Source organism: Pseudoalteromonas sp. S3785, from assembly GCF_005887365.1.
Lineage (GTDB): Bacteria > Pseudomonadota > Gammaproteobacteria > Enterobacterales > Alteromonadaceae > Pseudoalteromonas.
In genome coordinates, this window is the sequence record NZ_PNCT01000052.1 from 56,292 (window position 1) to 71,818 (window position 15,527).

Consider the following 15,527-nt stretch of genomic DNA (forward strand, 5'->3'; position numbering starts at 1 on the left):
GCGGCTTTTTTTTAATTAAAAATGCATCTTACCTTTTTGGTTGTGCATCAAGAGATTCACCGTTTACATCACTTGAGTCATCACTCATTAAATATAGATACGTTGGCATTAAATCTTCTGGGGTTGCAAGTTTATCGCGATCTTCCCCTGGATAGGCGGCAGCACGCATAGAAGTACGTGTAGCGCCAGGGTTGATACAATTGACGCGGATATTCGTTTTGCCTACTTCACAGGCCCACGTTTGCATCATACCTTCCACTGCAAACTTAGAGATTGCATAAGGGCCCCAAAATTCACGGCCTTTACGGCCTACGCTTGATGAGGTGAAAACGATAGAAGCATTATCTGATTTACGCAGTACAGGGAATAGTGCTTTAGTGATCATAGCTTGCGCTGTCACATTCACTTTCATGATGTTTTCAAACGTAGAAGAGCAAAAGTGCTCAAGTGGTCCAAGCGATCCTAAAATACCCGCATTATTGAGTAAGCCATCTAATTTACCAAATTGGCTTTCAATTGTGGCTGCTAAATCACGGTAGTTTTGTTTTGTCGCGCCTTTTAAGTCCATTGGCACAATAGCAGGCTGAGGGTAACCAGCATTAACAATCTCATCGTAAACGCATTCGAGTTTATTTGTTGTTTTACCGAGTAAAATAACTGTTGCGCCATACTTTGCGTAGGTAATTGCTGCTACACGGCCAATACCATCGCCGGCACCTGTAATTAAAATTACTTTATTTTGAAGTGCATTTGGAGTTGCTTGATAAGTTTGCATATAAATACCAATTTATAAAATTTTTTTGATTTTAACATAGCAAATCGTCAAGTAATCGAATTTATTGAAAATTTAGGTGGCGGAATTATAAACTTTACGTTAAGTTTAACTGGTCTAATGTCTCATTAATAAACTGATTACATTGTTTTAACTTTACTACACTGATTAAACACACTTACTTTGAACGAACACACTATAAAAATAAAGATATGTGCGGAGCTAAAAATATGAAAAAAATGCTACTCTCACTCTCGGTTACAGCTGCCTTGGCAGGTTGTGGCGGCGGAGAAACATTAGAAGATGTTAAAAACGACACTGCAACCGTAATTCCAAATGCCACGGTGACTTTTGACCCTGCTAATGGGGTTCTATCTGTTCCTAACGATTTATTAATGAGCGGCACACAAGATGGCACAATTAATATTCCTGGGGAATTAGATGACGATAATGTTTCAGTACCTCGTACTGCTTATGCAGACCCACAGCTAGCCCTAGGCGCGCTGGATGGCTGGTCATCACAGGTACCTTACAAAATTGATTTAACTTTTCCTACTGGCGTATCGCTTGATGAAACCTCTGCAGCATCGCCCGGTACAGTAAGAATTTTTGAAGTGGTGATGGGCGCAAGCTTAACCGATCCAGACTGTGCTACGGTTGCAGCTGGTACAGCGTGTAAACTGGTTGGCGAATTAACCTATGGCGTAGACTTTATTACTCAAGCCTCTGGCGACGCTGTGGCTATTGTACCCTTAAAGCCATTCACACCGGGTAGTTCATACATAAATGTATTAACCACAGGTTTGAAAGATTCTCAAGGGCGCTCTATTCAACCGTCTTCTACTTATGCTTTAGTCAGTGAAGAAGCCCCATTAATTACAGATGCACAGCTAGGTCTTCAAACCGCAGTAAATAGCTATGAAAATGTAGTGGTGAGCTCGGGTGACATCACTAAAGATGACATTATATTTTCTGCAGCAATGACCATTCAGTCAGCAGGCCCAGTGCTAGGTACAATTAAAAACCTACTTGCGGCTAGCTTACAAAATGACGCATTACCAACTCCAATGGTAAGTGTACCTGAACAAGCTATGGTTAATGTACAGCAAGTATTTGCCAGTGCGGGTGTGAGCGTATCTGATGCGTTTTCTGGTGTTCAATATTTAAAAGGTAGCGTAATGTTACCTATGTACTTAGGCACACCCACCGGTACTGAAATAAGCGATTTAAACGATACATATTGGCAAGGTATGTGTGACAACGCGGTGGCTATTTTAGGTTACAAAGCGGCAGCGGGCGAAGCATTCCCTGCAGACCCAATTAGCGAAAACGACGCACTTTGTGCGGCTTTGAGCAACGGGCAATTACGTGATTTAGGTTTAGACTCTACGCGCCATTTAACTAAGTACAACTCAATACCAAAAGTACAAAGTATGGCGAATGTGCCAGTGCAAATAACTAAACCAATTTTGCCGGTTATTAATTTTATTCGTGATTCACAGGGCCTTGACCCTATTGAAATGCCTGAAACAGGTTGGCCTGTTGTGATCATGCAACACGGTATAACAACAGATAAAGAAAGCATGTTGGCATTGACAGCGCAACTTTCAATTCAAGGTTTTGCTACCGCTGCGATTGACCATCCTCGCCATGGTGAGCGCGGTGTAGACGTGGATGCTGATGGCACAGATGACTTTAATGCCACAACGGGTTCAGTACTTAGTTACATGAACTTAAATTCATTATTAGTTGCTCGTGATAGCTTACGTCAATCATCTGCCGATTTATTAGGCTTACGCTTAGGTTTAAACTTTATTAATGATGAAACAATTAATGCGCAAGATGTAACCTATGTAGGACATTCTTTAGGCTCTATTGTTGCACCTGCATTTATAGCGCAAGCTAATAGCCCACTTGCAGACACAGTTGACCCGTTATTTAAGGTAAACACTGTAGCACTTGCAAGTGGCGGCGGCGGTATAGCAAGCTTTTTACTTGAGTCGGCTGCGTTTGGGCCATTTATTCAAGGCTCTGTGTTATCGCAAGCAGGTACAGCAGAATCTCAAGAGTTTAACGAATTTTTACAAGCGGATGCTATTTCAAACTGTGGTACATTATTACCTGATATGGAAGCGTTTTTAACGTGTGGCTACCAAGCGTATGTAACCTCACTTACTACGGCTGGGGAAACTACAAAACTTGCTAACATCCAAGCGGTAATGACTGAATTTGCTTTTGCTGCGCAAACCGCACTTGATAGTGGTGACCCAACAAATTACGCAGCAGCGGTAAATGCATTAGGTACACCTGTGTACACTAATGTTGTTGTAGGCGATGGCGCAGATAACAAACCTGATCAGGTTATTCCGCCAGCGGCAACAAATAACCCAATTTCAGGAACGATTCCTTTAGCAAACTTTATGGGGCTAGAAACAGTAAGTACTTCACAAGCACTCAGTGAAACGCCGGGTAGCTACTTGGTGAAATTTACAAAAGGTCACCATGGTTCAATTTTAACACCTGCGCAAGATGAAGCCCAAGCGGCAACTGTTGAAGGCAGTGCAGCCGCAAATGCTGAAATGCAGCTGCAAGTAGCGACTTATTTAGCCGCACGCGGGCGTATGTTATTAGTCAGTAACCCTGAGGTGGTGACCGATTAATCAGCAAATACCTTATTAACCTTTAAAAGCCACTGTTTAGTGGCTTTTTTTTGTTATAAAGCATGATAAATTAGCTTAAATTTATAAATGGAGAGACCAGTTGGAATTTTTATACGAATACGGTTTGTTTTTTGCAAAAACGGTTACCTTTGTTATTGCTATTGCAATTATTTTAACGCTTATTGTTGGCTCAGCAGTGAAGCCTAAAACTAAAAAAGGGGCAATAGAAATAGACGATTTATCTGAGCAGTTAGATGACTTAAAACACAGTTTTTTAGAAAATACGTTAACTAAAAAAGAGCTAAAAGCGCATCATAAAGCGCAAAAAGCCGAATCTAAAAAAGCGGCAAGTGATGAGCCGAAGCCACGCCTATATGTTATTGATTTTATAGGTAGTATGGACGCTCATGAAGTTGAAAGCCTACGCGAAGAAGTGACCGCTATTATTGCTATTGCTGACCCCAAAAAAGATAAAGTATTAGTTCGCTTAGAGAGCGGGGGCGGTGTGGTGCACGGCTATGGTTTAGCTGCATCGCAATTACAGCGCTTTAAAACAGCAGGTATTAACCTTACGGTCTCTATTGATAAAGTTGCAGCGAGTGGCGGTTACATGATGGCCTGTGTAGCCGATGAAATATTAGCCGCTCCTTTTGCGATTGTTGGCTCTATTGGTGTAATTGCACAGATACCTAACTTTAATAAAATTTTAAAGAAAAACGATGTAGAGTTTGAGCAAATTACAGCAGGCGAATTTAAACGCACGTTAACTTTGTTCGGCGAAAACACAGATAAAGCCCGTGAAAAATTTCGTGATGAGATAGAGCAAACGCACGGTCTATTTAAAGAGTTTGTAAGTAGCCAACGCCCATCACTCAATATTGATAACGTGGCAACAGGTGAGCATTGGTTTGCAACACAAGCAATTGAAAAAGGCTTAGTGGATGTAATTAAAACTAGTGATGATGCATTATTAGAGCAACAATCTGAGCGTCAAATATACAAAGTAAAATACAAAATCAAGAAAGGATTAAGTGATAAGTTAGCGATAGGGCTGAGTAGTTCTATAAATAGAGCAGGCGTTAATTTAATGTCTCGGTTTAAAGCAATGAATCCATAAACCGTTATTAAACGGTAATAAAAAACCCTTGCTATGCAAGGGTTTTTTTTAGCTAAAATACTACTCCGTAGATTTGTGATAATTTTCTAGGTCTTTAGCTGCGTTCGGGTCGTTAAATATTGTTTCATCTAGTTGACCTTCTGATTTAGCAACCACACACGTTACCATACAGTCACCCGTTATATTAACGGCTGTACGCGTCATATCGAGGAGTCTGTCAACACCAATAATAATTGCTATCCCTTCTACTGGTAAACCCACTTGGTTAAGTACCATTGCAAGCATAATCAAACCTACACCAGGTACACCTGCGGTGCCCACCGAGGCAAGCGTTGCGGTTAAAATAACCATTAAATAGTCAGAAATCGTTAAATCAACAGCAAACACTTGTGCAATAAATACTGTTGCTACGCCTTGCATAATAGCTGTGCCATCCATGTTAATGGTTGCGCCAAGCGGGATTGTAAAAGATGCTACTGAGTTATTAGCACCGAGTTTTTTGGTTGCAGTTTCAAGTGTTATAGGCATCGTCGCGCTTGAACTTGAAGTACTAAAGCCAAATAAACACGCATGCTTCATTTTAGCTAAGAAAGTAAGTGGGTTGAGGCCGGTTAGTACTTTTAGAATAACGCTGTAATTAATGAATGCGTGAATTAATAACGCAGCCACTACCACAAGGAAGTACTTAGCTAAGCTGAGTATTAAGCCCATTTCGATAGTCGTGAAAAGTTTAGCCATTAAAAAGAATACGCCGTAAGGCGCAATGTTCATCAGTAACGTGACAAGTTTTAAAATAACCGTGTTTAAATCTTCAAATACGGCGGCTACACGTTTACCAGCTTTACCGCTTAGGGCCATTGAAACACCAAATAATAGCGCAAACACAATAACTTGTAGCATGTTGCCTTTTGCCATTGCTTCAAATGGGTTAGTCGGGAACATATCGATAATAACGCGCGCCAGTGTAGGGGCTTCTTTGGCATTAAAGCTTGCATCTGATGGCAGTGCAATACCTTGGCCAGGGTTAAATAACAACGCCAGCGAAATAGCGACAGTAATAGCCACCGCGGTTGTTACTAAATATAAGCCAATAGATTTACCACCTAAACGCCCTAATTTTTTAGGATCGCTCAGGCTACACGTACCGCACACGAGTGATACGAATACGAGCGGCACAACCAGCATTTTTAAACTGGCAATAAAAATTTGTCCGCCAACATGGAAAAGGCCATCTACAAAAAAAGCTTTAATTGGCAAAGAGAATAACCCAAGAGGAATTAGATAATCGTCTTCACCAGCTAATATAGCCTGAAATAAAAAGCCTACTGCAATACCCAGTGCCATACCTATCATGATACGGGTAGTTAAACTCATTGAACGTATTTTAGACATATTCCCTAATCTATTTTTTCAAATTTGCCATAGACTACCAGCAAGGAAATATTTACTACAGAAAAAAATAACCTTTGCAGAATTTTTTACACAAAAAAGTGATAAAAAACTGTGATATTAGACTAAGTTATAGGTTAATATTAGGTAAACGACTATTAGTAAATAATAACAACGCTAGGGAGAGGTCAATGCCTTTAACGCGACTACTCAGCATTACACTATTTAGCATTTTGCTTTGCGCTTGTGGTGGTGGTGGAACAATCGAAAAAGACGGCACCATCGGAGATGATGACGATTCTACAACAGAAACATCCACTTATACGGTAACTTTAAAGGGTTACACCCAATCTAGTGACACTGAGTCAAACACTGTCACAGCCACTGCTCCTTTAGAACTTAGAGCAACTTTAGAGGATGCAGATGGCGATGCAGTTTCAGGTGAGCGTATTACTTTTACCCTTGCAGACTCTATAGGTGAACTAAACCCTATCACAGGCACAGCCTTGACCCAGTCAAACGGTATAGCGTCAATAGAACTTACCGCTGGTGAAAATGCAGGAGCTGGTGAAGTCACCGCAACCTATACGCTAGATGGTGTAAGTTATACTGACACGTTTGCATTTGAATCGGATGGTGCTCAATCAACAGATCCACAATTGAGCGTCTCACTTGTTGATTCATCTGGAGATGTAACGCGAAGTGTTGATTATTTAAACCCTGCTACTGCACAAGTTGAGCTATTAATTGATAATGAACCAGCTGCTTACGAATTAATTGAGTTTGTGCTTACTGGTTTAGGTAGTATAAACCCTACTAATGGAACAGCTTTAACGAACGAACAGGGCATTGCAACAATTAGCTTACTTGCGGGGACTGAAGCGGGGGCTGGCTCAATTGTCGCAACTTACACCGATAATGAAAATACAGTTTTTAGCTCGGACGGTTACACGTTTACGACCGAAGGCGATGCACCCATTCAAGGTGAGTCACTAGACTTTTCTATCGGTTTGAGCCTTACCTCTTCAACGACTTTATCAGAAATTAGTACAATCAGCGCAGCTGACAGTGCGGTAGTTAAAGCAACTATATTAGACGGCGATGGCGTTGAAGTTGAAGGGGCGGTTGTAAACTTCTCATCAACATTAGGAAACTTAATTCCAAGTATTGGTACTGCACTCACAAATGGCAGCGGCGTTGCATCAATTAATTTAACGTCGGGAACTGTTGAAGGGGCAGGTGTTATAACAGCGCAGTACGAAGGCGTTGAACAAACTCTGGGTTTTTATACAAAAGGGGATGCTGTAAATCCAGACCAAAGTACTGCCGATATTAGCTTTTCTATTTTACAAAATTGTCCTGCAGACTTTAAATCACAAAGAGATGCAAGCCAATGTGACACTGTGACGAGTATTTCTGGTGATTCAACCGCGATTCTTTACGTACAAGTAACAAATGAAAATTCGACAACACCACTTTCACAAACTTTGGTAACAGCAAGCACAACAATTGGCTCAATTACACCTTCAACGGGCACAGCCATTACTGATGCAAACGGTATTGCACTTTTAGATATAGTGCCAGGACAAGATGTAGGTGCTGGTGAAATTACCGTATCTGTTCTTGATAGTGCTTTAACTAAAGCATTTCAAATTGCTGCTGTAGATGTTGAAATTGCCATTAGCAGTTCGCTTGCAGAGGACGAGCTATTAGCTGCAGGTGCAACAGCACTTATTTCAATTGAAATTTCAAAAGATGGTGAGCTATACACGACACCACTTACTGTTGAGTTTTCATCTGGTTGTGTTGGCTCTGGCCAAGCCCTTATAGACGAGACAGTAACCAGCATTGGCGGCTTTGCGCGCTCTACATACCGTCCGCTTACGTGTGTAGGTGGCGATATAATTACAGCGACTGTAATTACAGGCGGTGATACGGTTTCGGCCAGTACGACTATTAATGTATCGCCTGCTAATATTGGCTTTTTACAATTTGTAGAAGTTACTGAACCAGTTATCGCATTAAAAGGAACCGGTGGCGCTGACAGAACTGAAATTTCTGAAGTAACATTTAAACTTGTTGATTCAAATGGTAACGATTTAGCGTCTAGAACTGTGAACTTTGAGTTGTCTACAGCAGTAGGTGGTATAACATTAGGTACTGCTAGTGCAATTACTAATGCTAGCGGTGAAGTAACGACTTCTGTTCAATCTGGTTCAATTGCTACACCTGTACGCGTTATTGCATCTAGCGAAGAAGAGGTTGATGGCGATACGGTTATCGTAACAGCACCTTCAGACATACTTGTAGTAAGTACAGGTATTGCCGACCAAAATAGCTTTTCGCTTTCGCGTTCTATTTTTAACCCTCACGCATTAAATGTTGATGGTAATACAGTGTCGGTTAACGCGCGTCTTGCTGATCATTTTAACAACCCTGTACCAGATGGAACAGCTGTTACCTTTATAACAGAAGGGGGCGTTATAGAGCCAAGCTGTACAACCACGAATGGTGTGTGTAGCGTCACGTGGACCAGTAGCAACCCACGCCCGTTTACTGATTCGATGTATGAAAATACCATTGCTCAAAAGTGTGATGGCGGCTTACCTTGCCCATTAGGTATTTTAAATAATGACTTAACAGTTGATTTACCGCTAGGTGGACGTGCTACTGTGCATGCTTATGCTATTGGTGAAGAAACGTTCTCTGATTTAAATGGAAACGGCTACTTTGACAGTGAAGATTTCTTTGATGATTTATTCGATATTCCAGAAGCCTTTATCGATAATAATGAAGATGGCACTTATGGTGGCAAAGACTGTAACGATGGTACAGACCCATGTTCACGTGATAATTCAACGGGCGATGAGTTTGAAGAGTTTGTTGATTTTGATGGAAATGGGACCTGGACTACAGAAAATGGTTTGTATAACGGTTTGCTGTGTCGCGAAGAAGACGAACTTGCCGGTATTTGTAGCCGTCAAATGGTTAACGTTTTTCAAAACCAAGAAATCGTAATGTCAGGAGATACTGCATTCTTTAGACTAGTTACATACGCTGATGATTGTTCTGCTATTGCAGGGGCAACCGCTTCAGAGGTGCGTGTAAACAGTGACCCTGCAAGCCCACTTGTACGCCGTGTACAAAACGACCCTACTAGCGCGTTAATGTGTCAGGTTGATGCAATTGATTTAACCCAAACTGCATCTGGCACAGCGAGTTTAGGACTTACGGTATTTATAGCAGACATATACAATAACCCAATGCCAGCTGAAACTACTATTTCTATTGATACAGACAATGGTATTTTAACAGGCACCGATAACTATACTTACCCAAATACCACGAGTATTGTTCCTGTTGGTTTATCTTTTGGTATTACGCGAGAAGATTTAGATGGGGGTAACGAGCAGTTTAGCGGTATTTTAACTGTTACTGCTGAAGCGCCTTCTGGTTTAGAAAGTACACTTTCTGTAACCGTAACCGACGATTTATAAACGCGGTAATGTAAAAAATGCCAACCTTAAGGTTGGCTTTTTTATTTGTGTTCTATATATTCCACAGCAATTATTTGAAAAACACTGGTTTGTATAATTTAACTACAAAAATTGTTTGTTTATTCAGTAAATACTGAAAAGTTTGTATTAAAAGCTTGTAACAATAGGTGTTTGTAGATATACCTATAAATATTCGCGCCGTTTATGTCGGCAAAACACATTTAAATATTTGGTTAGAAATAGGCAACTATGGGCAAATCGCTAGTAATTGTAGAGTCACCTGCTAAGGCTAAAACAATTAATAAATACTTAGGTAAAGACTTCATCGTAAAGTCCAGTATTGGACATGTGCGTGATTTACCTACATCAGGTTCGAGTAAAGCTAAAGTACCGGCGACTAAAACGCCAGCTGAAGTTCGTAAAATGGAGCCTGAAGAAAAAGCAGCGTATAAACAGCAACGAGATTACAGAAACTTAGTTGCACGTATGGGGATTGATCCTGAAAAAGGGTGGGAGCCACATTACGAAATTTTGCCAGGTAAAGAAAAAGTAGTTCAAGAGTTAAAAAAGCTGGCCGAAAATGCAGACCAAGTCTATCTCGCAACGGATTTGGATAGAGAAGGGGAAGCAATTGCTTGGCACCTTCAAGAAATTATTGGTGGTGAGCCTGAAAAATACAAACGTGTTGTATTTAACGAAATTACAAAAAATGCGATTCAGCAAGCGTTTGAAACTCCTGGTGAGCTAAATACCGACATGGTATATGCCCAACAAACACGTCGTTTTTTAGACCGTGTAGTGGGTTTTATGGTATCGCCGTTATTATGGGCAAAAGTAGCACGTGGTCTTTCAGCAGGGCGTGTACAATCTGTTGCGGTTCGTTTATTAGTAGAGCGCGAGCGTGAAATTAAAGCGTTTATTCCAGAAGAATTTTGGGATATACACGCCGATGTTAAAAACAGCGAGTCACAATTACGCTTAGAAGTCACTAAACAAGCAGACAAGCCATTTAAGCCAGTTAATGAGGCTCAGGCTACAGCCGCAGTCAAAACGCTTGAGAGCGCAGAATATAAAGTAATAAATGTTGAAGAAAAACCAAGTAAAAGCCGCCCAAGCGCACCTTTTATCACTTCAACCATGCAACAAGCTGCTAGCACCCGTTTAGGGTATGGCGTTAAAAAGACCATGATGCTTGCACAGCGTTTATACGAAGGTGGTTACATCACGTATATGCGTACTGACTCAACTAATCTGTCTAAAGATGCGGTTGAAATGTGTCGTGATTATGTAACCCAAGAGTTTGGTGCCAAGTATTTACCAAAAGATCCAATCAGCTATAGCTCTAAAGGTAACGCGCAAGAAGCGCACGAAGCGATTCGTCCTTCAAGCGTGACTGTGCTTTCGGGCCATGTTGAAGGTGTCGATGCCGACGCTAAAAAGCTTTACGAGCTAATATGGCGTCAATTTGTAGCGTGCCAAATGGTACCTGCAGAATATGACCTTACAACGCTTACTGTGGCCGCTAGCGACTTCCAACTTAAAGCTAAAGGTCGAGTATTACGCTTTGATGGTTGGACTAAAGTACAACCAGCAGTGCGTAAAAAGAATGAAGAAGATCAGTCTCTTCCTGCTGTTAAAGAAGGCGAAGTACTGAGCTTAATTGAGCTTGATCCTAAACAGCACTTTACTAAACCGCCAGCACGCTTTAGTGAAGCAAGTTTAGTAAAAGAGCTAGAAAAACGTGGTATTGGTCGTCCATCTACGTACGCATCAATTATTTCGACAATTCAAGACCGTGGTTATGTAAGAGTAGAAAACCGTCGCTTTTTTGCCGAAAAAATGGGTGAAATAGTTACCGACCGTTTAGTAGAAAACTTCACTGATTTAATGAACTTTGACTTTACTGCAAAAATGGAAGGGCGTTTAGATGACATCGCCGAAGGCGAGCGTGTATGGACCCAGGTGCTTGATAAGTTTTATGCTGATTTTTCTACGCAATTAAATATAGCCAAAGATGAGCCAGATCAGGGCGGTATGCGCTTGAATCAAATGGTCGAAACCGACATTGATTGTCCTACATGTGCTAGAAAAATGGGTATTCGCACAGCATCTACAGGTGTATTTTTAGGGTGTACAGGTTATAACTTACCGCCTAAAGAGCGCTGTACAACCACAATGAACTTAGTTTCAGGAGATGAAGCGGTTGCTGCTGATGTTGAGGACATTGAAACAGAAACATTAATGCAAATGAAACGCTGCCCAATCTGTGAAACGGCTATGGACTCTTATCTAATAGACGAAACTCGTAAATTACATGTTTGTGGTAATAACCCCGCTTGTGAAGGGTATATTGTTGAACAAGGTACCTTTAAAATTAAAGGGTACGATGGGCCTATTATCGAATGTGATAAATGTGGCTCAGACATGGAGCTTAAATCGGGCCGTTTTGGTAAGTATTTTGGTTGTAACAACGAAGAGTGTAAAAATACGCGTAAGTTACTTAAAAACGGCGAAGCTGCGCCACCAAAAGAGGACCCTGTTCACATACCTGAACTTGAATGTGAAAAGTCAGAAGCTTATTTTGTTTTACGTGACGGGGCTGCGGGTATTTTCTTAGCGGCTAATACTTTTCCTAAATCACGCGAGACGCGCGCGCCTAAAGTGGCCGAGCTAAAGCGTTTTAGAGACCGTATTTCACCTAAGTTTTATTATTTAGCTGATGCACCAGAAAAAGATCCTGATGGTAATTTAGCGGTAGTACGTTATAGCCGTAAAAATAAAGCGCAATACGTGATGACTGAAGTCGACGGAAAAGCCACAGGCTGGACCGCACACTACGAAGCGGGTAAATGGGTAGAAGAAGCGAAGAAAAAAGCAGCACCTAAAAAGAAGGCTGCTACTAAAAAAGCGCCTGCAAAAAAGACAAAAGCTAAAAAAGAAGAAGAGTAACTAACCCGTTACTTGTTTTTTAGCCAGTAAAAAACCGGAACGCACAGCCTGTGTCGTTCCGGTTTTTTTATAAGTTCATATGCTTCGCAATGGCTTTGTTAGCCACATATATACTCATAATTTAAATTTTTACAGATGATACTTTTTTATAACCTTCAGACTGCAGTTCATCATTTACACATTGAAGTACGTAACCTAAAAGGTCTTCATTCGCTACATCGTCATCTTTAGCCCAGTTTACACACATATCTGTGTATTCTTTAATTGTTTGTGCAGAAGCAGCAGGTGCATCGTCTGCGATGGCAACTGTTGCAGAAACAGAAAAAAGTGGCGCAACTATTAACGCTAGCAGTGCTTTATTCATTTGTTGATTCCTAAATAAATAGTTTGACGATTTAAATACATTTTAAAGTGGTATTTAAACAGTGCCCAATGCAGAACAATTCTGTTGGTATAGTGATTTTTAAACGAAATTAAAATAAAAGATAACGAAAAATTTTTATCGTCAAGATGAGTAGATTACGCTTAAATAATTGTATAAGTAATTGTGCTTAAATAAATTATAAGCTAAGGTCGCTTTTTTATAAAAAGATACGTTAATGTCAGAACATCAAGTAAAACCAACTAATACGCCTCGCAAAATACACAAAGTAGAGCAGGGCTTAGAGTCGCTTATATTTAAAGGTCGCTGGTTATTAGCCCCGTTTTTTGTAGGCTTACTATTTGCTGTTATATTGCTATTAATAAAGTTTTTTAAGCAACTTTATTTAATGGGTATTGCCACTTTTAGTGCAACAAACCAAGAGTTATTAGTGGGTATACTTACCCTCGTTGATACCGCTTTACTGGCTGGTTTATTACTTATTATTATTTTTAGTGGTTATGAGAACTTTGTTTCAAAGCTTAATATTGATGACCATGAAGATAGGCCATCGTGGATGGGAAAAGTTGGTTTTTCTGGCTTAAAAATGAAGTTAATTAGTGCAATTGTTGCCATATCTGCGGTTGAGCTTTTAAAGGTATTTATTAATTCAAATATTCACTCAAGTGATGAGCTATTTTGGAAGGTCATTATCCATGTTACCTTTGTGAGCTCTGGTGTATTATTTGCACTCACTGATTATTTAAATAGCAAAACACAATCACATTAAAAAAGTTAGTTTAATAATGCGCTAGCAGCTATTTAGTTTTATACCTACTAAAGCGTCCACAAGTGTTAGGCGCACAAAAAAGCCCGATAAATCGGGCTTTCAACTATCTGCTAGAGCTTTATTAATTTACAAAAGCGAAATAGCACGCAAAGCCGCTCATGTTTAACGTATTACCATCTAGTGTGGCATTACAATGAGATAATGAGTCATGCGCTTCAGTCACTGTTTTAGTCAGCTCAAATGTTTGATTGGTTTGTGCTAAATTAAACACACACAGCATAGTTTGCTCATTTAATGTTCTGTAAAAAGCGAGTACAGGCTCAGCAGTATCAACAAACTCAATGTCGCCCTCCAATAACACAGCATGCTGTTTACGCCATGCCATAAACTCACGGTAGGCATTAAGTATAGAGTCTGCATCTTTATCTTGAACAGATACAGCACGTTGAGTGTGTGCGTTATCTACCGGTAACCAAGGTTTGGTATTACTAAAACCTGCATGTTCTGAGCCATTGCCATCCCATGGCATTGGCGTTCTGCAGCCATCACGGCCTTTAAAGTTTGGCCAAAACGTAATGCCGTAAGGGTCTTGTAGGTCTTCAAATGCAACAGAAGCTTCACCTAAGCCAAGCTCTTCACCTTGGTACATGCATACGCTACCACGCAACGACGCTAATAAAGCAGTCAACATTTTGCATTGTGCTGGGTTAATTTCACCATTTTGGCTCCAGCGGCTCGCTACGCGCTCTACATCGTGATTGCTAAACGCCCAACACGGCCAACCCTCAAGCATACGTTGCTCAAGTGTTTGTACGGTTTCTCTAATGTATTCGCTTGAGTAGTCATCAGTTAATAGCTCAAAACTGTAGCCCATGTGCAGTTTATCACCACCATGAGTATACTCTGCCATTGTTGCTAATGAATCTTCTGATGAGATTTCACCCAGTGACACAGTGCCTGGGTACTTATTAAGTAATGCACGTATGTCTTGCATAAACTCAATGTTTTCAGGCTGGGTGTTATTATAATAGTGGTACTGAAACGCATACGGGTTATCTTCACTAAAGCCACGGCCTTGGCGTTTATCTTTAGGCTTTGCTGGATTGTCACGTAATTGTGCATCGTGGTAGCAAAAGTTAATAGCGTCTAACCTAAAACCGTCCACACCTTTTTTAAGCCAAAACTCTACGTTTTCTAACACAGCTTTTCTTACATTAGGGTTGTGAAAGTTTAAATCTGGCTGTTCGGTTAAAAAGTTATGTAAATAGTATTGACCACGACGAGGCTCCCATTGCCACGCGCCGCCACCAAATATAGATAACCAGTTATTAGGTGCTGTACCATCGTCTTTAGCATCCGCCCATACATACCAGTCTGCTTTATCATTGTTTTGGTTTTCGCGGCTGTCTAAAAACCATTGATGTTGGTCTGAAGTATGGCTTAACACTTGGTCAATAATAATTTTGATGTCGCGTTTGTGTGCTTGATCTATTAATTCGTCAAAGTCGTTTAAGTCACCAAAAATCGGGTCTATGTCGCGATAATCGCTAATATCATAGCCAAAATCTTTCATTGGGGATTTAAAAAAAGGAGAAATCCAAATAGCGTCGACGCCTAAGCTTTTAATGTAATCAATGCGATTAATTATCCCTTTAAGATCACCAATACCATCGTTATTGCTGTCTTGAAAGCTTCGCGGGTAAACCTGATAAATAACCGCACCTTTATACCACTGCTGTTGGGCCATGCTTTTCTCCGTCGTTCCACACAGTATTTATATTGTTATTAGTTCGATTGAAACAATCGCTAAACTTTCAAAAAGCATACGTGAAGGGGGCTACACTGTAAAAAGCCTGCATACGTATGCAGTTAATTTACTTAGTTAAAAGTACTTTTAAGAAGGTGTATTAAAGGTGCTGTGTTTTTATTACTAACTTTACCAATCATTCTTTTTAATTATAAATAAAACAGTGCGAGTCTATTTTGGTGCTT

9 protein-coding genes are annotated in these 15,527 nt (G+C 40.4%); 5 read left to right on the forward strand and 4 right to left on the reverse strand.

Going from position 1 to position 15,527, the window contains the following annotated elements:
- Positions 1–28: 28 nt before the first annotated feature.
- Positions 29–775 (reverse strand): YciK family oxidoreductase, encoded by a 747-nt coding sequence (locus tag CWC17_RS13335; protein WP_055015002.1) that lies wholly within the window; start codon positions 773–775, stop codon positions 29–31.
- Positions 776–1,002: 227 nt separating this feature from the next.
- Here CWC17_RS13335 and CWC17_RS13340 point away from each other — a divergent pair, with 227 nt between their 5' ends.
- Complete coding sequence (locus CWC17_RS13340; protein ID WP_138613366.1) at positions 1,003–3,432, forward strand: VolA/Pla-1 family phospholipase; 2,430 nt, start codon at positions 1,003–1,005, stop codon at positions 3,430–3,432.
- A 100-nt stretch (positions 3,433–3,532) separates the two neighbouring features.
- Positions 3,533–4,549: a protease SohB gene (gene sohB, locus CWC17_RS13345; RefSeq protein WP_138540724.1), complete on the forward strand. Its 1,017-nt coding sequence runs from the start codon at positions 3,533–3,535 to the stop codon at positions 4,547–4,549.
- A gap of 60 nt (positions 4,550–4,609) precedes the next feature.
- Here sohB and CWC17_RS13350 read toward each other — a convergent pair whose 3' ends face one another.
- Positions 4,610–5,941 (reverse strand): dicarboxylate/amino acid:cation symporter, encoded by a 1,332-nt coding sequence (locus CWC17_RS13350; RefSeq protein ID WP_138613368.1) that lies wholly within the window; start codon positions 5,939–5,941, stop codon positions 4,610–4,612.
- Between the two features lie 188 nt (positions 5,942–6,129).
- On the opposite strand from CWC17_RS13350, the gene CWC17_RS13355 reads away from it, so the two are divergent.
- Together CWC17_RS13355 and topA are read left to right on the forward strand one after the other, a co-directional pair.
- The gene (locus tag CWC17_RS13355; RefSeq protein ID WP_138613370.1) at positions 6,130–9,435 is read left to right on the forward strand and encodes an Ig-like domain-containing protein; all 3,306 of its coding nucleotides are present in this window, start codon (positions 6,130–6,132) and stop codon (positions 9,433–9,435) included.
- A 249-nt stretch (positions 9,436–9,684) separates the two neighbouring features.
- Positions 9,685–12,384 carry a type I DNA topoisomerase gene (gene topA / locus CWC17_RS13360; protein WP_138613372.1) on the forward strand — a complete coding sequence of 900 codons (2,700 nt, stop codon included), beginning with the start codon at positions 9,685–9,687 and terminating at the stop codon, positions 12,382–12,384.
- Positions 12,385–12,505: 121 nt separating this feature from the next.
- Here topA and CWC17_RS13365 read toward each other — a convergent pair whose 3' ends face one another.
- Positions 12,506–12,748, reverse strand: a complete 243-nt coding sequence (locus CWC17_RS13365; RefSeq protein ID WP_138540720.1) for a hypothetical protein — start codon at positions 12,746–12,748, stop codon at positions 12,506–12,508.
- Between the two features lie 235 nt (positions 12,749–12,983).
- Between CWC17_RS13365 and CWC17_RS13370 the strand changes: the two genes are divergently transcribed.
- A complete protein-coding gene (locus CWC17_RS13370) occupies positions 12,984–13,535 on the forward strand; it encodes a TIGR00645 family protein (RefSeq protein WP_138540719.1) in 552 nt (183 codons plus the stop codon).
- A 121-nt stretch (positions 13,536–13,656) separates the two neighbouring features.
- On the opposite strand, the gene CWC17_RS13375 is transcribed toward CWC17_RS13370, so the two are convergent.
- Complete coding sequence (locus CWC17_RS13375) at positions 13,657–15,282, reverse strand: alpha-glucosidase family protein (RefSeq protein WP_138613374.1); 1,626 nt, start codon at positions 15,280–15,282, stop codon at positions 13,657–13,659.
- Between the last annotated feature and the right edge of the window lie 245 nt (positions 15,283–15,527).